General features: G+C 42.2%; 18 protein-coding genes. 14 read left to right on the top strand and 4 right to left on the bottom strand.

Going from position 1 to position 17,937, the window contains the following annotated elements:
• Window positions 1-136 precede the first annotated feature (136 nt).
• From yhfZ to nagB, 9 genes are all read left to right on the top strand, one after another.
• Window positions 137-1,063, top strand: a complete 927-nt coding sequence (gene yhfZ, locus LQ247_RS16340) for a GntR family transcriptional regulator YhfZ (RefSeq protein WP_043054153.1) — start codon at window positions 137-139, stop codon at window positions 1,061-1,063.
• A gap of 95 nt (window positions 1,064-1,158) precedes the next feature.
• Window positions 1,159-1,524 carry a PRD domain-containing protein gene (locus LQ247_RS16335; protein ID WP_020450456.1) on the top strand — a complete coding sequence of 122 codons (366 nt, stop codon included), beginning with the start codon at window positions 1,159-1,161 and terminating at the stop codon, window positions 1,522-1,524.
• Window positions 1,525-1,536: 12 nt separating this feature from the next.
• On the top strand, window positions 1,537-1,896 hold the full coding sequence (locus LQ247_RS16330) for a DUF2620 domain-containing protein (RefSeq protein ID WP_020450457.1): 360 nt from the start codon (window positions 1,537-1,539) through the stop codon (window positions 1,894-1,896).
• A gap of 145 nt (window positions 1,897-2,041) precedes the next feature.
• Window positions 2,042-3,343 carry a YhfT family protein gene (locus tag LQ247_RS16325; RefSeq protein WP_039073302.1) on the top strand — a complete coding sequence of 434 codons (1,302 nt, stop codon included), beginning with the start codon at window positions 2,042-2,044 and terminating at the stop codon, window positions 3,341-3,343.
• A 26-nt stretch (window positions 3,344-3,369) separates the two neighbouring features.
• Entirely contained in the window at window positions 3,370-4,254 is an 885-nt protein-coding gene (locus tag LQ247_RS16320) for a phosphotriesterase family protein (protein WP_105979212.1), read from the top strand.
• Window positions 4,251-5,399 (top strand): aminotransferase class V-fold PLP-dependent enzyme, encoded by a 1,149-nt coding sequence (locus tag LQ247_RS16315; RefSeq protein WP_105979211.1) that lies wholly within the window; start codon window positions 4,251-4,253, stop codon window positions 5,397-5,399. The genes LQ247_RS16320 and LQ247_RS16315 overlap by 4 nt, the downstream gene beginning before the upstream one ends.
• Window positions 5,392-6,618 carry a phosphopentomutase gene (locus LQ247_RS16310; protein ID WP_231006295.1) on the top strand — a complete coding sequence of 409 codons (1,227 nt, stop codon included), beginning with the start codon at window positions 5,392-5,394 and terminating at the stop codon, window positions 6,616-6,618. The genes LQ247_RS16315 and LQ247_RS16310 overlap by 8 nt, the downstream gene beginning before the upstream one ends.
• Window positions 6,618-7,769 (top strand): YhfX family PLP-dependent enzyme, encoded by a 1,152-nt coding sequence (locus LQ247_RS16305; protein WP_026578931.1) that lies wholly within the window; start codon window positions 6,618-6,620, stop codon window positions 7,767-7,769. Before LQ247_RS16310 ends, LQ247_RS16305 begins: the two co-directional genes overlap by 1 nt.
• 142 nt (window positions 7,770-7,911) lie before the next feature.
• On the top strand, window positions 7,912-8,640 hold the full coding sequence (gene nagB / locus LQ247_RS16300; RefSeq protein WP_020450463.1) for a glucosamine-6-phosphate deaminase: 729 nt from the start codon (window positions 7,912-7,914) through the stop codon (window positions 8,638-8,640).
• 268 nt (window positions 8,641-8,908) lie between these two features.
• On the opposite strand, the gene LQ247_RS16295 is transcribed toward nagB, so the two are convergent.
• Both LQ247_RS16295 and putP read right to left on the bottom strand, forming a co-directional pair.
• Window positions 8,909-9,601, bottom strand: a complete 693-nt coding sequence (locus tag LQ247_RS16295; RefSeq protein ID WP_020450464.1) for an MgtC/SapB family protein — start codon at window positions 9,599-9,601, stop codon at window positions 8,909-8,911.
• A gap of 219 nt (window positions 9,602-9,820) precedes the next feature.
• Window positions 9,821-11,302, bottom strand: a complete 1,482-nt coding sequence (gene putP / locus LQ247_RS16290) for a sodium/proline symporter PutP (protein ID WP_043054157.1) — start codon at window positions 11,300-11,302, stop codon at window positions 9,821-9,823.
• Window positions 11,303-11,743: 441 nt separating this feature from the next.
• Here putP and gatC point away from each other — a divergent pair, with 441 nt between their 5' ends.
• From gatC to LQ247_RS16265, 5 genes are all read left to right on the top strand, one after another.
• Entirely contained in the window at window positions 11,744-12,034 is a 291-nt protein-coding gene (gatC, locus tag LQ247_RS16285; RefSeq protein WP_003179590.1) for an Asp-tRNA(Asn)/Glu-tRNA(Gln) amidotransferase subunit GatC, read from the top strand.
• Between the two features lie 22 nt (window positions 12,035-12,056).
• Window positions 12,057-13,514, top strand: coding sequence for an Asp-tRNA(Asn)/Glu-tRNA(Gln) amidotransferase subunit GatA (gene gatA, locus LQ247_RS16280; protein ID WP_023855604.1), 1,458 nt, complete (start codon window positions 12,057-12,059; stop codon window positions 13,512-13,514).
• Between the two features lie 13 nt (window positions 13,515-13,527).
• On the top strand, window positions 13,528-14,958 hold the full coding sequence (gene gatB, locus LQ247_RS16275; RefSeq protein WP_020450467.1) for an Asp-tRNA(Asn)/Glu-tRNA(Gln) amidotransferase subunit GatB: 1,431 nt from the start codon (window positions 13,528-13,530) through the stop codon (window positions 14,956-14,958).
• A gap of 167 nt (window positions 14,959-15,125) precedes the next feature.
• Window positions 15,126-15,428 carry a DUF2089 family protein gene (locus tag LQ247_RS16270; RefSeq protein WP_020450468.1) on the top strand — a complete coding sequence of 101 codons (303 nt, stop codon included), beginning with the start codon at window positions 15,126-15,128 and terminating at the stop codon, window positions 15,426-15,428.
• Complete coding sequence (locus LQ247_RS16265) at window positions 15,425-15,706, top strand: hypothetical protein (RefSeq protein ID WP_020450469.1); 282 nt, start codon at window positions 15,425-15,427, stop codon at window positions 15,704-15,706. The genes LQ247_RS16270 and LQ247_RS16265 overlap by 4 nt, the downstream gene beginning before the upstream one ends.
• 72 nt (window positions 15,707-15,778) lie before the next feature.
• Here LQ247_RS16265 and LQ247_RS16260 read toward each other — a convergent pair whose 3' ends face one another.
• Both LQ247_RS16260 and LQ247_RS16255 read right to left on the bottom strand, forming a co-directional pair.
• Window positions 15,779-16,861 (bottom strand): glycoside hydrolase family 26 protein, encoded by a 1,083-nt coding sequence (locus LQ247_RS16260; protein ID WP_105979207.1) that lies wholly within the window; start codon window positions 16,859-16,861, stop codon window positions 15,779-15,781.
• A 122-nt stretch (window positions 16,862-16,983) separates the two neighbouring features.
• Window positions 16,984-17,832 (bottom strand): TetR/AcrR family transcriptional regulator, encoded by an 849-nt coding sequence (locus LQ247_RS16255; RefSeq protein WP_105979206.1) that lies wholly within the window; start codon window positions 17,830-17,832, stop codon window positions 16,984-16,986.
• Between the last annotated feature and the right edge of the window lie 105 nt (window positions 17,833-17,937).

Here is a 17,937-nt window from a genome sequence, read left to right as displayed (position 1 = left end):
ACCTATCATTCATTCACGGTGCGCCAACAAAATATTTTTTTATAGTATTCTGAATAAAATACTATTGCAAAATTAGGATACAACTCTTATAATTAATTATACAGAATATAGTATATTGTTTTGAGGAAGATTAATTATGTGGGAAAAATTTTACTCTAAAAATGGTTTGGCTGCTAAAAATATTGCTAAAGAATTGATGAATATCAAAGCAGGTGAAAAAATTCCCCGCATCTCAGACTACTGTCATAAGTTATCCATCGGCAGGGGGACTGTCCAAAGTGCGCTGAATTTATTGGTTGATATGAAAGCGATTCATTTGGAGGCTAGAGGCCATTTAGGAACGTTTTTGGTAAGTAAGGATAACAATTTATTACTTGAGATTGCAGGTATTGCACCATTAATCGGCTCAATGCCACTTCCGTATTCAAGGAAATATGAAGGGCTGGCAACAGGGATTGTGGAAGGGTTTGAATCAACCGGAAAAACAGTTAACTTGATCTACATGCGTGGCGGAGTGAATCGAATTGAAGCAGTCCGAACAAAAAGAAGTGATTTTGCAATTGTTTCTAAGATGACGGCAGATCATATCATAGCAGAATATCCAAATTTGAAAATTTTCAAGAAATTCGGGGAAAGCAGTTATGTATCTTCCCATAAAATCTTCTTAGCTCATCCAGATGAGGAAATAGGTAAGGATGTCATAAGAGTAGGTGTTGATTTGGAGTCTCTAGATCAGAAACAATTAACATTGGCTGAATTTGAAAATAAAAACGCTGAGTTTGTCAATATGAATTATATGCAGCTTTTCGATATGCTTCTTTCAAAACAAATTGATGCAGCAGTTTGGAATGCCGATGACAAAAGAATGATTCAAACGTTTAAAGCAATCGATTTTTTTTCACCGAAAGCCAAGAAAATTTCCAAGGATACAACTGAAGCCGTTATTGTTATTGAAGGAGACAGAGAAAAAGAAATAGCAGAAAAGTGGCATTTGGTTAATGAGAAACAAATATTAGACACTCAAAAAAGTGTAGAAAAAGGAGAGAAAATACCGCGCTACTAAAATGCCGGCCCATCCGACTTGTCATTCAATACATGAGGCGATGGGTCAGCATTTGAAATTTAAAATACTAAATACAGTATATTGGAGGAACTGGCGTGAACCAAATACAGCTGGAAGAAAAGTTGTCTATTTTACTAACGAGTCGAGTGATTACAAAAAATGCTTTCAACACAACTTTGAACACATTTGTTTTCTTATCAAAAAAGCTGAAAAAGGAGGTGATCAAAGACTCTGAAATGTTTTGGACGCACATGGCGATGGCTTTAACTAGAATTGAGAGGGGAGAAAGCGAAGAAAGTCCTGCAATTGCCATCATCAATGAAGTGTACGAAACACCATATAAAAATGCTATAGAAGAAGTGATAGATTTTATACATTCACTGGCAGGTTTAGAACTTCCAGAAGGTGAGCGTGTCTATTTTTATCTTCATCTTCATAAAGTCATAGAATCTAATGAATAGGAGGGTTTTATTATGGTGAGAATCGTAATAGGCGGACAGTTGAAAAAACAAGCGATTGAAAAACTTGTTAAAGAAATTGGGGGAAGCAATGTAGAAGTTTTGGTTAAAGGTGATTTGGACGCTGTTATGGCTGTGAAAAACAATAAGGTAGATTATTATATTGGCGCCTGTGAAACAGGATCCGGTGGTGCGCTTGCAATGGCAATTGCATTATTAGGCAAAGATAAATGCGTCACCTTGGCTTCGCCAAGTACCATAAAAAACAAGGAAGAGATCGAGAAGGAAGTAGAAAGCGGCAAAATTGCCTTTGGTTTTACAGCTTCGTCTTCACAAAATATATTAAACATTTTAATTCCTTATTTATTAAAATAAATGAATTTTTTTCTTTATATTTTGTTACACCGGCTTCAACTGTATACATTTTTTTCAGTTAAAGAAAGCGCTTTCCTGGATGATTTAAGAAGCACGGATGACATGATGTACAGAAGATGAGAAAAATCATAGAGGTGAATAATGAATGGACCTTTCTTTAATTCAATGTCTTGTCATAGCGGCTGTTGGTGCATTAGGTTCTATACTAGTAAATCGCGGAGTAGCAGTGTTTAATGATGGTTTGCGACCGATTATGCCTGAATACCTTGAGGGGAGAATGACAAGAGGGGAGCTTGCTGCAACAAGTTTTGCATTAAGTTTTGGCTTAATCATAGGGTTTGGTATTCCGCTTTCAATAGGAGCAACAATCATTATTGGACACAGCATTTTATTGGCGTGTGACATTATTGGCATTTGGACTCCGGAAAACAAAATAGGCATGGTAACTGCAGGGGTTATTGGAGCCGTTTATAGTATTGGAATCGTTTTAGGACTGCAATTTGTAGTAGATTTATTTGGCATGTTTCCCGTAAATTTTATAGATTCTTTAAGTCTTATTGGTCAGCCTATTATTATTGCATTTACAGTATTTCCAGCTGTAGCGGTTGGATATCAGCACGGTTTAAAAAAAGCCGCCGTCACTGCAATCGTCACTCTGGCTTCGTTTCTCTTATTCGAGAAGTTTGGAACATTTCAAGCTGCAGGATATAAAATTTCGCTCAGTCCTGAAGGAATGGCTTTATTAGCAGGAATGTTAATGATGATTTATTATGCTGCGAGAATTAGAGGTGGAGATGAATCTACTAATGCAAATTTAGTGAATATATTTAATGAGCGTGTAAATCGAATTAAAAAAAACCGCTGGTTATTAGCTCTTATGGGAGGACTTGTTTCTTTAACATCATCCATGCTGATTTTAGCAGTGGATGCAATGCCTCAAGCATTGATTAATAAAGAGCTTTACACAGAGGCGGCAATCGCTACATTTGCACGTGGAATTGGCTTCATCCCTTTAGTTTTTTCAACTGCGATCGTAACAGGAGTTTATGGTTTAGCTGGTACCACTTTGGTATTTGCAATCGGTCTTATTTTCAGGGATATACCGATTTTAGCATTTCTGTTGGGCTTTTTAGTCATGTATTTAGAGGTCGTATCATTATCCGCAGTATCAAAAAGTATGGACAAACTGCCTGGTGTAAGGGAGATGGGGGAGCATATTCGCACTTCGCTGTCAGATGTTCTAGGAATGGCTATATTAATTGGCAGTGCGATGGCAGGGGAAAAAATTGCTCCCGGTATTGGCTTCTTCTGGGTGATTGGATTTTATTTAATAAACCGAATTGCATCAAAACCACTTGTTGAATTGGCTGTCGGCCCTATTGCAGTTATATTGTTGGGGATTGTTGCCAATCTTCTCTATGCAGTCGGTTTATGGCAGGTTGGCTAAATCATCGAAAGAGGGGAAGTTTCCGAATGTTGAAAGACGGAATGACCTATATGCATGAACATACAACGATAGACCTTTCCGAAGTAAAAAACAATGAGGATTGTAAGTTGGATGTATTTTCTGAAACCGTTAGAGAATTTAAAAGTTTATACGAAAAGGGCGTACGCAATATTGTGGATGTCACGAATATTGGAATGGGGAGAAATATTACATACGTTCAAAAAGTAGCAGAAGAAACAGGCATTAATATTGTCTTTTCAACTGGTTTCTACCAAGATTCTTTTTACCCGATCCATGTGTTTCGCGAACCAAAAGAAAAGTTGGCAGAAAGAATGGTAATGGAGATTGTTGAAGGAATTAGAGGAACAGATGCTAAAGCCGAGCTGATCGGTGAAATTGGAACAAGTTACAATAAATGGACGGAAACCGAACAAAAAGTATTTGAAGCGGTTGTTGTGGCGCATAAGAAAACAAAAAAACCAATATCAACCCATACTTCCATAGGAACATTAGGGCATGAACAAGTAGAATTTTTCAAAAAACATGAAGTTGATTTAAACCGAGTGGTGATAGGGCATGTTGATTTATCAGGAGATGCCGATTATATATTGAAAATGCTGAGAGAAGGTGTGTATGTAGAATTCGATACAATAGGTAAAGAAAATTATATGTCTGATCGTGTTCGGGCAGAAATGTTGAAAAAGATACAGGCTAAAGGGTATATAGACAAGGTTTTGCTGTCTATGGACATCACCAGAAAATCACATTTGGTATATAAAGGCGGGGTGGGCTATTCATATTTGATAGACACGTTTATCCCTCTCTTGCAAACCTATGGAATAACTGATGAATCAATTGATAAGATGTTGATTAAAAATCCTCGCGCTTTTATGAAAGGGGAGAGTGAATGAGCATGGAAACTTATCCTCTATATAGTCTATCTATTGAAGAAGCCATGCATAGACAATTTAAGTTGGTGGATGTCATGACAAGACATTTTCGAGGAGAAGAATTGCTTTCACTTGGCGATTTAGGCGTTGTAAAAGGAATGAATAAACCGCGGTTCACAAAAAAAATAGAAGAGACACTAGCCGATTTCTTTGGCACAGAGAAAGCAATGTTAGTTCGTGGTGCAGGAACAGGGGCATTGAGATTTGGTTTTATGAGTTTTTTAAAGCCAGGTGACGAGATCCTAGTCCATGACGCACCTATATATCCAACAAGTAAAACAACGTTAGAGTCGATGGGGGTCTTGCCAATATACGCGGATTTTCACGATTCTGAACAAATAAAAGAAGCCATCCTCAAACACCCGAAGTTAAAAGGTGTATTGATTCAGCATACGAGGCAAAAAATAGATGACCATTACGATTTGGCTGAAACAATAAAAAAAATTCGTTCCATTCATTCTAGTCTAGTCATTATTACGGATGACAACTATGCTGCGATGAAAGCAGAAAAGATTGGAGCGCAAGTCAAAGCCGATTTGTCCACCTTTTCATTGTTCAAGCTACTAGGTCCGGAAGGTATTGGAGTCATTTTAGGCAAAAATGATTTAATACAAAGAATAGAAAATTTAAACTATTCAGGCGGAAGCCAAGTTCAAGGTTATGAAGCTTTAGAAGCTTTAAGGGGCCTGGTATATGCGCCAGTTATGCTGGCAATTCAAGCAAGTGTCAATGATCAGTTAGTTCACTCGCTTAATAATGGAGCCATTAAAGGTGTTAAAAAGGCTTATTTGGCAAATGCACAATCAAAAGTCTTACTTGTAGAGTTTGTTAAACCAATTGCCGAAAAAGTGCTCCATCATGCTAATGAATTGGGAGCGGCACCCCATCCGGTAGGTGCTGAATCAAAATACGAGTTTGCACCAATGTTTTATAGAGTGTCTGGCACTTTTTTATCTGCAGATCCATCACTGGCCAAAAAAATGATCCGCATTAATCCATTAAGAAGCGGTCCTGAGACCATTTTAAGAATTCTAAACATATCCGTTCACCGAGCAACAGAAAATCTTAGTGTAAATCCTTCAAGAGGGGATGATATAAATGAATAAAAGAGTCATTATCATAATATTAGACAGCTTAGGTGTCGGTTATATGGAAGATGCAAGCGATTATCACCCTTTAGACGTTGGCGCTAATACTTTCTATCACATACTTGATACGGTGCCTTCTTTAAACATTCCAAATTTCGAAAAATTGGGTATAAACAAAATCTTGCACCATCCTAAATTGAAAAATGTAGACCATATTGCCAGCTATGGTGTTTTGAACCTGATGCATCAAGGAGCAGACAGTTTTGAAGGGCATAATGAAATCATGGGGACAAAGCCAAAAAAGACATATTTAGCACCTTTTGCAGAACATATCAATCATGTTAAACTCGCTTTGGAAGATCAGGGTTATAAAGTTAACATACCAAATTCAGATTTGCCGTATCTATTAGTAAACGATTTAGTAGTCGTGGCCGATAATATCGAAACAGATTACGGGCAAATTTATAATGTAAGCGCTCCGCTGGATTATATTCCGTTTGATGAAGTGTTGAAAATAGGAAGATGTGTCCGTCATCATGTTAAAGTAAATCGTGTGATTGTTCTTGGAGGCGAAAATGTAACACCTGAACACTTGCAGAGGTCAGTTGAAAGAAGAGAAGACGGATTAGTAGGGGTGAATTCGCCTAAATCTAATGTATACAAGCAGGGGTATCAAGTCCGTCACTTAGGTTTTGGTATCTCTCCCGAGAAGCAGCTGCCAACATTGGCGAAAAATGGGGGAATGGAAGTTTCTCTTATCGGAAAAATGCAGGACATCATTTATTGTAAAGGTGCAAATAGGTTTCCGGGTGTAGATACGGAACAAGTTATGAAGGATATTATACAGGAGATGGACCGTGTCAAAAAAGGCGTGATTGCTGCCACAGTACAAGAAACCGATTTAGCCGGACATGCACAGAATCCTGTGCGTTATGCGAATCGGATTGAAATGGTAGATCAATATTTGCCGGAAATTCTCCGGAAAATGACAGATCAGGATCTGCTGATGATTAGTGCAGATCACGGGAATGACCCTACGATCGGCCATAACCAACACACACGGGAAAAAACGTATTTGCTGGCTTATCACAAAAAGTTATCCCCCGCAAATATCGGGGAAAGAAAAACGCTATCCGACATTGCTGCAACTTCTGCTGATTATCTAGGGCTTCGCAATACTGAAAACGGCAGTTCATTCCTTCATTTAATGCAAAAAGGAAAAGAGGAGACAGACTGATGTTTTTGGAATCTACATTAAAATATAATAAAAAATTAATAGAAGCTGCATTGGATTTTCATCAGCGGGGAATCATTTCACCTAACACTTATGTATTAGATTTGGACACTGTCAAGAAAAATACAAAAGTTTTAAGCGAAAAAGCCAGAAAACAGGATATTGAACTATTTTTTATGACAAAGCAATTTGGCCGTAATCCGTTGGTAGCACAAGCTATCGCCGAAAGCGGAATTGACAAAGCGGTTGCTGTAGACCCGTGGGAGGCAATCACACTCAGCCAAAATGGAATCAAGATTGGGCATGTCGGACATCTTGTTCAAATACCTATTCATATGATTCCGGCTATATTAAAGCTTCATCCTGACTATGTTACGGTTTTCAGTCTTGCAAATGCTCGAAACATTAGTAGAGCAGCTAAGGAAATGGGAAGAAAACAAAAAGTGTTTTTACGTATCGCAAACAAAGAGGATTATATATATAAAGGTCAAGAGGGAGGGTTCACTTTTGAACAAATCGTTAAGGATATCGAATCGATTGAACAGTTAGAAGGAATTGAAATTGCAGGTTTAACAAGCTTTCCTTGTATATTGATTAAAGACGGCCTTCCAACAGTTACTCCGAATGTAACATCCATGCAAACCGTAAAATCTTTTTTAATGGAAAGAGGGTATAAAAGGCTTGAGATGAATATGCCAAGTGCAACATCTTGTGGAACAATCAAATTGTTGAAGGAAAATGGTGCAACTCAAGGCGAACCCGGTCATGCTTTAATTGGAACGACGCCCATTCATGCAACGAAAAAACTCGCAGAAAGACCTGCAATGGTATATGTAACTGAAGTATCCCACATATCTAATCATCATGCTTATGTTTTCGGCGGTGGATTCTATCCGCGTTCACATATGAAAGCGGCGCTGGTTGGAACAAACAAAAATCATCTTAAGAAGGTTCAAGCTATTGAAATGACACCTGATCATATTGATTATTATGGCGCATTAAACACAGTTGAAGCAAAAGTCGGCGATACGGCAATATTTGCTTTTCGTACACAAGTCTTTGTCACGAATGCGCATATTGCAATCTTAAAAAACGTTTCTGAAGATCCTGAACTTATCGGTGTATTTGATTCTAAAGGAAATGTAATCGAGTAAATGATCGTTATCAGCGGAATATCGGAGTTCTTGAATAATGGATTGTCTTACTGAGGTGTAGCGAAGATGCCTTGTCTTTTTGAAGTGCAGTTTAATACAGTAGTCCGTCTTGGACATGTTATTTTGCGGAAAGGAGAACGACGTGAAAATTATTCATGTATCAGGTTATGAAGAAATGAGTGAAAAATCAGCTGATTTAATGACTGAGCTCATTAACAATTCAAAAAATCCTGTTATCGGTTTTGCAACAGGTTCGACACCGCTAGGTTTGTATAAATGCCTGATCAAAAAGTATCGGCAAAAGGAAATATCATTTAAGAATGTTACTGCTTTTAATTTAGACGAGTACGTTGGACTGGCTAAAGAAAATAAAAACAGCTACCATTATTATATGAATGAAATATTATTCAAACATCTGGATATTAGGCAAAGGAATATCAATATCCCAAATGGGATGGCGGAAGATTTGGAACAAGAATGCATCAGTTACGACAGACTTGTTTCCGAAAAAGCAATTGACATACAAATATTAGGGATGGGATTGAATGGTCATATCGGTTTTAATGAACCGGGGACAAGCTTTAAAAGCAGAACCCATATCGTTGATTTGGATAAATCAACCCGGCAGGCAAATTCCCGGTTCTTTCGTTCCTTGGACGAAGTACCGACAAAGGCATTGACCATGGGAATTGAAACAATAATGGAAAGTAAGCGGATCCTTCTGCTCGTGTCTGGAAATGAAAAATCTGAAGCATTGGCACGGCTGCTGAACAGCACCCGTGTCTCCCAAGAGTTCCCTGCTTCAATTTTAAGGAAACATAATGATGTGATTGTGATGGCAGATGATGCGGCCTTAAATAAAATTCAATAACAGACATCGGCTGATGACATTTAAAAATTTCAAGAGATCTCCTAGTGATCAATCAGTAAAAAACGACTGAATATAGCAAATTTCCACCCTGCTGGTAAGGACTTACATATACAGGTTTTGCTTGTCTCATATTGTTTACTCGAACAGTTGAAAAGGGGAGAATGGAGGAAAATGAATAACTCCTCTAGGCGAGAGAAAGCCATCATCCTATAGAACCGACTGTCCATATTTATGATCCACAAAAAAAGCAGCCAAAGGGCTGCTTTTTTTAAAGCGTATCGCATTTTACGCCGACGACGCCGTCGATCGCTTTGATATCGTAATAGACATCGGTGACATACCGTTTCTTATGAACCATGATTTTCGTTTCCATGACCGGAAATTCATTATCGCGCATATCATCGATCCGGACGGAATGAATCCGGATTTTTTTCGCTTTCATTTCCTTGAGGATATCCGTCAGTTTATCCTTGTCATTCAGAGACATGCGGACGCGGATTTCTTTTTCCTGCAAGCGGTTCGGGCCGATTTTGCCGACGATCCACGGCAAAAACTCGACGCTGATTAAAATGAAAATGAGACTGACAAATGCTTCTTTATAAAAGCCCGCTCCGATGGCGACGCCGAGGCCGGCTGCTCCCCAGATCATCGCTGAAGTGGTCAGGCCGGAAATGACGTCGTTGCTTTTGCGTAAGATCACGCCCGCTCCGATGAAGCCGATCCCCGATATGATTTGTGCGGGAAGCCGCAAAGGGTCCATCATAATTCTGTTCGACTTTGGAAAATGGTATGCCGCATCAATGCTGATCATTGTCAGAACACAGGAACTGATCGCAATCACGATGCACGTTTTTAAGCCGAGCGGCTTGTTTTTCAGCTCCCTTTCGAGACCGATGACCATTCCGATTAATGTTGCGATGCCAAGCTTCAACAGTGTTTCTGTTTCAATATGCCAATCCATGCCCATGATCTCCTTTCCGACAATATCTTATATGATTGATATGATTTTCTCACAGACGCTATGGATCGACAACTGTTTTTGAAGGGGATGTCGCGGAACCATTCATCAGCAAGAAAGCCCAATACTCCTACCATTATATTGCCGGTGTGGCATCAAAAGAATTCCGTCTGAGCAAAAAAGCCGCCGGATATCGCCCGGCGGCTTTCATTGCCTGATCATTTAAGAATGTTCTTCCTCATGCGTCTGTTCCATTTCTTCAAACATATCTCTTGCTGCTTTTGCCGGCTTGTTCGTGATCATGCTGACAGCGTAAACGACAATCAAGCTCAGGAAGAAACCAGGGATCATTTCATAGATTCCCGTCTTCTCCTGCAGACCGGTCAGAATGCAAATCAGCACGGTCACGGCTCCTGTGATCATACCGGCCAATGCGCCCCACTGGTTCATCCGCTTCCAGTACAAGCTGAGAAGGATGGCGGGGCCGAATGCGGAACCAAACCCGGCCCACGCATAGCCGACCAAATCAAGGATCGTGTTGTTCGGTGTCAGAGACAGAAGGATCGCGATGACGGCGACAAGCAGAACGCTCAGACGTCCGACAAGAACGAGTTCCTTATCCGTTGCTTTGCGCCGGAAAAACGTCCGGTAAAAATCTTCCGTCATGGCGCTTGATGTGACAAGCAGCTGGGAAGACACCGTACTCATAATCGCCGCGAGCAAAGCGGAAAGCAAAAATCCGGTAATCAGCGGATGGAATAATACTTTTGAGAACACGATAAAAATCGTTTCCGGATCTTTAAGCGCTGTACCCGTTTCATGGACATACGCCACACCGATCAGTCCGACAAGCAGTGCGCCGATTACGGAGATGATCATCCAGCCCATTGCGATGCGGCGCGCAGGCTTCAGCTCTTTTACGGATGAAATCGCCATAAAGCGGACGATAATATGCGGCTGACCGAAATAGCCCAGTCCCCAGGCGAGAAATGAAATAATGCTAATGACGGTCGTTCCTTTGAAGAAATCGAGCAAGCTTGGATTGATTTCTTCGATCACATTGAAAGTCGGCGTAATTCCGCCTAATTGAGTAAAGGCAACGATCGGCACGAGCACTAAAGCGATAAACATAATCAAACCTTGCACAAAGTCAGTCAGACTGACGGCCAAAAACCCTCCGAACAGCGTATAAGCAATCACGACTGCTGCCGTTAAGAAAAGACCCATTTTATAATCGAGGCCGAACGCCGTTTCAAACAGTCTTCCTCCGGACACCATACCCGCCGACGTGTACAGTGTGAAAAACACCATAATGACGATGGCTGATGCCAGGCGCAAGATTCTCGTCGTATCATTAAACCGATTTTCGAAAAAATCCGGAATTGTAATCGCATCGTTTGCTACTTCTGTATATGTGCGCAGCCGGGGAGCGACAACCAAGTAGTTCACATAAGCTCCGATTGTTAAACCGACGGCAAGCCAGGCGCTCGAAAGTCCTGTCACATACATGGCTCCGGGCAGTCCCATCAGCATCCAGCCGCTCATGTCCGACGCGCCGGCCGATAAAGCCGTAACAGCAGGCCCAAGACCTCTGCCGCCGAGCATGTAGTCATTCAAATTGGATGTCTTTCTGTAGGAATACCAGCCGATTAAGAGCATCGCGGCAAAATAAATCCCTAACGAAATAAATATTTCAACACTCACGTTTCATATCTCTCCTCTTTAAAAATAATGTGGCATCACCTCTTTAAAATTTTCGACAATACTGACTTGCGGTACGAAGAAAATTGCAGGGCCCCCTCTTTGAAAAATCAAGTATTGGAATTAAGGCGCTGCCGATTAGATCGTACTTAGTTACCTAACCTATCAAACTATTCCCCATCAATCAACCGTGAAAAACATCCGATTTTATTGAAAAAGAGCGCGATGGTTCTGATAAGCATCATAATGAAAACGCTTACAAATATTATATAAAGTAAAAATATTCTGAATATTAGTACGGGCTATTTTACTGAATTTTTCATGTGCGATAAAATAAAAGCCGCCTAATGGGGCGAAGATCGTGGTTTTGTTGATTTAGAAGGCTAAAATTTGATATGATCAGTATTATGACTAAGCGAGAATAACCTTGGAGGTGTTTTTAGTATGTCGCGTATTTCTATAGAAGAAGTAAAGCATGTCGCCCATCTTGCCAGACTGGCGATTACGGACGAAGAAGCGGCGATGTTTACCGAACAGCTTGACAGCATTATTTCATTTGCAGAAGAGCTGAACGAAGTCGATACAGAGAATGTTAAACCAACAACGCACGTATTGCAAATGAAGAATATCATGAGGGAAGATGTCCCTGATAAAGGCCTTCCGGTTGAAGACGTCGTCAAAAACGCGCCTGATCATAAAGACGGCTACATCCGCGTGCCGTCAATCTTGGACTGAATAAAGGAGGGAGCGAGAAAACATGTCACTGTTTGACCATAAAATATCTGAATTAAAACGTCTCATACATAATAAAGAGATCAGCATATCAGATTTAGTCGATGAATCTTACAAACGGATTCACGAAGTTGACGGAAAGGTACAAGCCTTTTTGCAGCTTGATGAAGAAAAAGCCCGCGCATACGCCAAAGAATTGGACGAAGCGCTAGATACCCGTGATGAGCACGGCCTTCTTTTCGGGATGCCGATCGGTATTAAGGACAATATCGTAACAAAGGATCTGCGGACAACGTGCGCAAGCAAAATTCTTGAGAACTTTGATCCGATCTATGATGCAACCGTTGTTGAGCGTCTTCACGAAGCTGAAGCGGTCACCATCGGAAAGCTGAATATGGATGAATTCGCGATGGGTTCTTCCACAGAAAACTCAGGCTTTAAAAAGACAAAAAACCCGTGGAATCTCGAAACTGTTCCGGGCGGATCAAGCGGAGGCTCTGCGGCTGCGGTTGCGGCCGGGGAAGTGCCGTTTTCACTTGGATCTGACACGGGCGGATCGATTCGCCAGCCGGCATCTTTCTGCGGCGTCGTCGGCTTAAAGCCTACATATGGACGCGTTTCCAGATACGGCCTTGTCGCATTTGCTTCTTCGTTGGATCAAATCGGCCCGATCACAAGATCTGTCGAAGACAACGCCTACCTTCTTCAGGCGATTTCAGGCGTCGACAAAATGGATTCGACGAGCGCCAATGTGGACGTGCCCGACTATCTGTCAGCGTTAACCGGCGACATTAAAGGACTTAAAATCGCCGTGCCGAAAGAATACCTCGGCGAAGGAGTGGGAGAAGAAGCGAGAAATTCCGTGCTTGAAGCGCTGAAAGTGCTCGAAAGCCTTGGCGCGACATGGGAAGAAGTATCGCTTCCGCACAGCAAATACGCGCTGGCGACTTACTACCTGCTTTCTTCATCTGAAGCGTCGGCAAACCTGGCGCGCTTCGACGGCATCCGCTACGGTTACCGCACGGACAATGCCGACAACCTGATCGACCTGTACAAACAAACGCGTTCCGAAGGATTCGGAAACGAAGTGAAACGCCGCATCATGCTCGGTACGTTCGCGCTCAGCTCAGGCTACTATGATGCGTACTATAAAAAAGCGCAAAAAGTCAGAACGCTGATCAAAAAGGACTTTGAAGACGTATTTGCAAACTATGACGTCATCATCGGACCGACAACGCCGACGCCGGCATTTAAAATCGGCGAAAAAACGAGCGATCCGCTGACCATGTACGCCAATGACATTCTGACGATTCCTGTCAACCTTGCGGGCGTACCGGGAATCAGCGTACCGTGCGGCTTGGCGAACGGCTTGCCGCTCGGCCTGCAAATCATCGGCAAACACTTTGACGAAAGCACAGTATACCGCGTCGCCCATGCATTCGAACAGGCGACAGACCACCATAAAGCAAAACCTGAACTGTAAGGGGTGAAAAAACATGAACTTTGAAACGGTAATCGGACTTGAAGTCCACGTGGAGCTCAAAACAAAATCGAAAATTTTCTCCAGTTCTCCAACGCCATTCGGCGCGGCGGCCAACACGCAGACAAGCGTTATCGACTTAGGCTATCCGGGTGTACTGCCTGTGTTGAACAAAGAAGCCGTTAATTTCGCGATGAAAGCCGCGATGGCGCTCAACTGCGAAATTGCGACAGAAACGAAATTCGACCGGAAAAACTATTTCTACCCCGACAACCCGAAAGCTTATCAAATTTCTCAATTTGATAAACCGATCGGCGAAAACGGCTGGATCGAAATCGAAGTCGGCGGAAAAACGAAGCGCATCGGCATCACCCGCCTTCATTTGGAAGAGGATGCGGGAAAACTGACGCATACAGGCGACGGCTACTCCCTTGTCGACTATAACCGCCAGGGAACACCGCTCGTTGAAATCGTCTCCGAGCCCGATATCAGAACGCCTGAAGAAGCTTACGCCTACCTTGAAAAACTGAAATCAATCATTCAGTATACAGGCGTTTCTGATTGTAAGATGGAAGAGGGCTCGCTCCGCTGCGACGCCAACATCTCCCTCCGTCCGATCGGACAAGAGGAGTTCGGCACAAAGACAGAGCTGAAAAACCTGAACTCATTTGCCTTTGTTCAAAAAGGCCTTGAGCACGAAGAAAAACGCCAGGCGCAAGTTCTTTTGTCAGGCGGTGTCATTCAGCAGGAGACGCGCCGCTATGATGAAGCGTCCAAAACGACGATTTTGATGAGGGTCAAAGAGGGATCTGACGACTACCGCTACTTCCCTGAGCCTGATCTTGTCGAGCTTTACATTGACGATGAGTGGAAACAGCGCGTGAAAGACAGCATCCCTGAGCTTCCGGACGAGCGCCGCAAGCGCTACATCGAAGAGCTTGGCCTGCCTGCCTATGACGCGAAAGTGCTCACTTTGACAAAAGAAATGTCCGACTTCTTCGAAGCAGCCGTCGAAAAAGGCGCAGACGCGAAGCTGGCGTCGAACTGGCTGATGGGTGAAGTGTCGGCTTACTTGAACGCTCAGCAACAAGAGCTTGCGGATGTTGCGCTCACGCCTGAAGGCCTTGCCGGATTGGTCAAGCTGATCGAAAAAGGCACGATTTCATCGAAAATCGCGAAAAAGGTCTTCAAAGAATTGATCGAAAAAGGCGGAGACGCAGAAAAAATCGTCAAAGAAAAAGGCCTTGTGCAAATTTCTGACGAAGCGACGCTCAGAAAGCTTGTCACAGAAGCGCTCGACAACAATCCGCAATCGATCGAAGACTTCAAAAACGGAAAAGACCGTGCGATCGGCTTCCTTGTCGGCCAAATCATGAAAGCCTCAAAAGGACAAGCGAACCCGCCGATGGTCAACAAGCTTCTTCTTGAAGAGATTAATAAACGATAAAAAAACAGACTTATGCTACTTAAATGGAGGTCCTCATATTGGGGACCTTTTTTTATTTGTGTAAAGATGTAAATAAATAAAATTAAAATTTATTTGAACTTTATTTAGAGATATATTATCATTAATTTAAGTTTTGTTTTTAAATTTATTGATAAGAGGGGCTGTCTATGGAAAGAAAAGATGTACCCGAGTGGATATTGGCTTTAGAAGAAGAGGATGTAGAATTTATTAAAAACTTTACGCTGAAATCTGGTTCGTTAAAAGAAATTGCAAAGAGTTATCAAGTATCTTATCCAACAGTTAGGGTTAGGTTGGATCGATTAATACAAAAAATTCAACTCATTGATGAATTGGAAAATGAGACTTTTGTTCATTTTATTAAACAGTTAGCCATCGATGATCAGATAAGTCTGGAAAATGCAAAGTTAATCATTGAGAAATATAAAAAAGAGCGGGGTGTTCATAAATGAATACTATATATATACTACTGATCGGATTTGCAATACTGGGAATTCAATATTTTTTATCGACCAGAAATCGTACTTTTTGGGGAGCTATACTGCCAACAGCTTATATCATTTTTCTCGTTGCATTATCCATTCATGAAGGAAAATCTTTCGCATCATTCTATCTTCCTCTTATTGGCGGACTGGCTTTATTGCTGGGGGAATGGATTAAAGGCAGAGAAGCTTTGAAAAAAAAGCAGGAAAGAGAAATGAGAGTTATGAAAGCCATGGATATTAAATAACAGGACCAGCCTCAAAAGGACAGAACAAGCTGCTTAAAAAACCTTGGAGAATAATTCTCCAAGGTTTTTTCGTTATTCCACAACAGGCGTCAAAGAACCGCCGTCCCAGATGTCTCCCTTATTCAGCGTCCATGGATGAAGATAGAGGGCGCCCGCTCCCTTATTCACAGCAGGGCCCCACTCATCGTTCCACGCCAGGAAGTACGTCGTATTCGGGTATTTCTCTTTGATTGCATGGATAAACCGCGCGTAATCCAGCCCGCCGTTTGTCGTCTGTGGCCCGACCTCTCTAAAGGCAAACGGCTTGTTCAGAGATGTGAGCTGATCGTAGCCATCAATGGCGTACGGGTCATCAAAATAAGCGTCAAGCCCGACGATATCAACATATGATGCGCCCGGATAAAAGTCTGTTTTAAAGTCTCTGTTGGCATCAGGCGCATACACCCACAACAGATGATCCAAGCCTCTTGTCTTTGTCATATAGTCATAGATTTTCACATAAAGCCGTTTGTATAAGGAGATTCTCGCGCTGTCTTTTTGATTATATTGCGTCAGCCCCCACCAGAACCATTCGCCGTTCATTTCATGAAGGGGTCTGAATAGAACGGGTACGCCTTCATTTTCAAGCTCCTGAAGGCCATCGGCGATTTTGCTCAGCATCGCCTCAAGCCGTTTTCCTTCGGGCGTGGAAGAATCTATAATTCTCTCATACTGGCTGTTTGAAATCTGAGTTTTATAATGACCCGAAGTAAACGCGGGGTTTGCGAGGTGCAGGCTGATTTGCGGAATGCCTCCGCTTTTCCAGTATGCGATCAAGTCGCTGTTGCAGCTGTAGTCAATCGTATCGGCGATCTCTTCCGGCTCCAGCCATCCCCTTGCATAATCGCAGCCGTATATGGCTGGCAGCTGTCCTGTTGCCTGTTTGATCCGGTCGGCTTCAGTCAGCGAAAATGTGTCGAGGCTGTATCCTCCGAATGCCCCGGACATCACTCGGTTTTCCGTCCGATTGGGCAGGTGGGCAAGCCAGTTCATCACCGCTTTCGTCGTCGGCTGGGCATTCGGATTCACCGGAGAAACGGTGTGTGCGTAGCTCGGCTGCGAAACGGCAAAAGCAAGGAGCAGCGCGAAGATGGAGCAAACGATGCTTTTTTTCACTAAGGTAAAACCCCCTAAAAATCTAGATTGTCTTAAGCGATCTTATTATACATGCTGTTTCCAAATATTCATGGTCAGATCGTCGTATTGTAGGGAAATAAAAAAACAGCCATCAGGCTGTTTTATGAATGAAGGAAACGGGTGATCATTCCATATAGATGCTGGACATTGTCCTGATGCTCCAAATTTGTCAGCATGCCCTGGAGCACGGGGATGCGGGGCGAATCTTTTCTCAGCTCTTCCTCGATCACATCCAGTGTAATGAGAATGTCTTCCGGCAGCGCCGGCTGACGTTTGGCATCTTCAAGCTCCCGCAAAATCGTATGTTTATCGGCCGTATTGCCGGCGTTCCGGTAATAGCTGTACGTCCGTCCGGCCAGGATCGGCTGCTCCCCGTTTTGAACCATGCCATCAATCATGTCATCGATTCTTCTCATAATAAAATCCGCAAGTTCGTAAAAATCGATGTCCAGTTCATTAAAGATAAACAAATTTTGGTAAGACTGCACGATGCCTTGAACGATCACGGACAAGTCTGACAGATAGGGCTTCACAATGTCCCCGTAGGCTGCTGACAGTGCGTTTTGATACGTCTCGTGGAATTTTTGGCTGACATTTTTAAAATATTCTTCGATTTTGCTGTTTTCCGGGATGCTGTGTTCGCTGATCATCACGAGAATAAAGTCGCGGTGCTCCTTGCTCTCACTGAATTGATAAGCAATCTGCTCCTTGAACGTTTCCTTCGGAGGAAAATTCTTTTGCTGAATGATCTTCATATTTTCCATCGTTCGATCGATATAATACTTAATGATTGCAAGCAAAAGCGCTTCTTTCGACTTGAAATGGAGGTAGAAAGCTCCTTTTGAGATGTTGCATTCATTGGCGATGTCCTGAATCGTTGTGGAAGCAAACCCGTTTTTCGCGAACAGGTGCAGGCCTGCTTTAATGATTTTTTCTTCTTTTTCTGTCATGAATGTACCCCTTTAACACTTCTTTAAAATTGAATAAATTTTAACATATATAAGTTGACGCTGTTTACTTTTGAAGTTTATTATTGTATAGAATGACCAGTCAGT

The sequence above is a fragment of the Bacillus sp. BS3(2021) genome (genome assembly GCF_021043345.1).
Lineage (GTDB): Bacteria > Bacillota > Bacilli > Bacillales > Bacillaceae > Bacillus > Bacillus paralicheniformis.
The sequence above is the reverse complement of the archived record's forward strand: the minus strand, read 5'-3'. Positions and strand labels throughout refer to the sequence as shown.

Excerpts from the sequence above, each read along its gene's own strand:
- yhfZ (WP_043054153.1), top strand. The coding sequence starts at position 137 with ATGTGGGAAAAATTTTACTCTAAAAATGGTTTGGCTGCTAAAAATATT.
- LQ247_RS16330 (WP_020450457.1), top strand. The coding sequence starts at position 1,537 with ATGGTGAGAATCGTAATAGGCGGACAGTTGAAAAAACAAGCGATTGAA.
- LQ247_RS16325 (WP_039073302.1), top strand. The coding sequence starts at position 2,042 with ATGGACCTTTCTTTAATTCAATGTCTTGTCATAGCGGCTGTTGGTGCA.
- LQ247_RS16320 (WP_105979212.1), top strand. The coding sequence starts at position 3,370 with ATGTTGAAAGACGGAATGACCTATATGCATGAACATACAACGATAGAC.
- LQ247_RS16315 (WP_105979211.1), top strand. The coding sequence starts at position 4,251 with ATGAGCATGGAAACTTATCCTCTATATAGTCTATCTATTGAAGAAGCC.
- LQ247_RS16310 (WP_231006295.1), top strand. The coding sequence starts at position 5,392 with ATGAATAAAAGAGTCATTATCATAATATTAGACAGCTTAGGTGTCGGT.
- LQ247_RS16305 (WP_026578931.1), top strand. The coding sequence starts at position 6,618 with ATGTTTTTGGAATCTACATTAAAATATAATAAAAAATTAATAGAAGCT.
- LQ247_RS16295 (WP_020450464.1), bottom strand. The coding sequence starts at position 9,601 with ATGGATTGGCATATTGAAACAGAAACACTGTTGAAGCTTGGCATCGCA.
- gatC (WP_003179590.1), top strand. The coding sequence starts at position 11,744 with ATGTCGCGTATTTCTATAGAAGAAGTAAAGCATGTCGCCCATCTTGCC.
- gatA (WP_023855604.1), top strand. The coding sequence starts at position 12,057 with ATGTCACTGTTTGACCATAAAATATCTGAATTAAAACGTCTCATACAT.
- gatB (WP_020450467.1), top strand. The coding sequence starts at position 13,528 with ATGAACTTTGAAACGGTAATCGGACTTGAAGTCCACGTGGAGCTCAAA.
- LQ247_RS16270 (WP_020450468.1), top strand. The coding sequence starts at position 15,126 with ATGGAAAGAAAAGATGTACCCGAGTGGATATTGGCTTTAGAAGAAGAG.
- LQ247_RS16265 (WP_020450469.1), top strand. The coding sequence starts at position 15,425 with ATGAATACTATATATATACTACTGATCGGATTTGCAATACTGGGAATT.
- LQ247_RS16255 (WP_105979206.1), bottom strand. The coding sequence starts at position 17,832 with ATGACAGAAAAAGAAGAAAAAATCATTAAAGCAGGCCTGCACCTGTTC.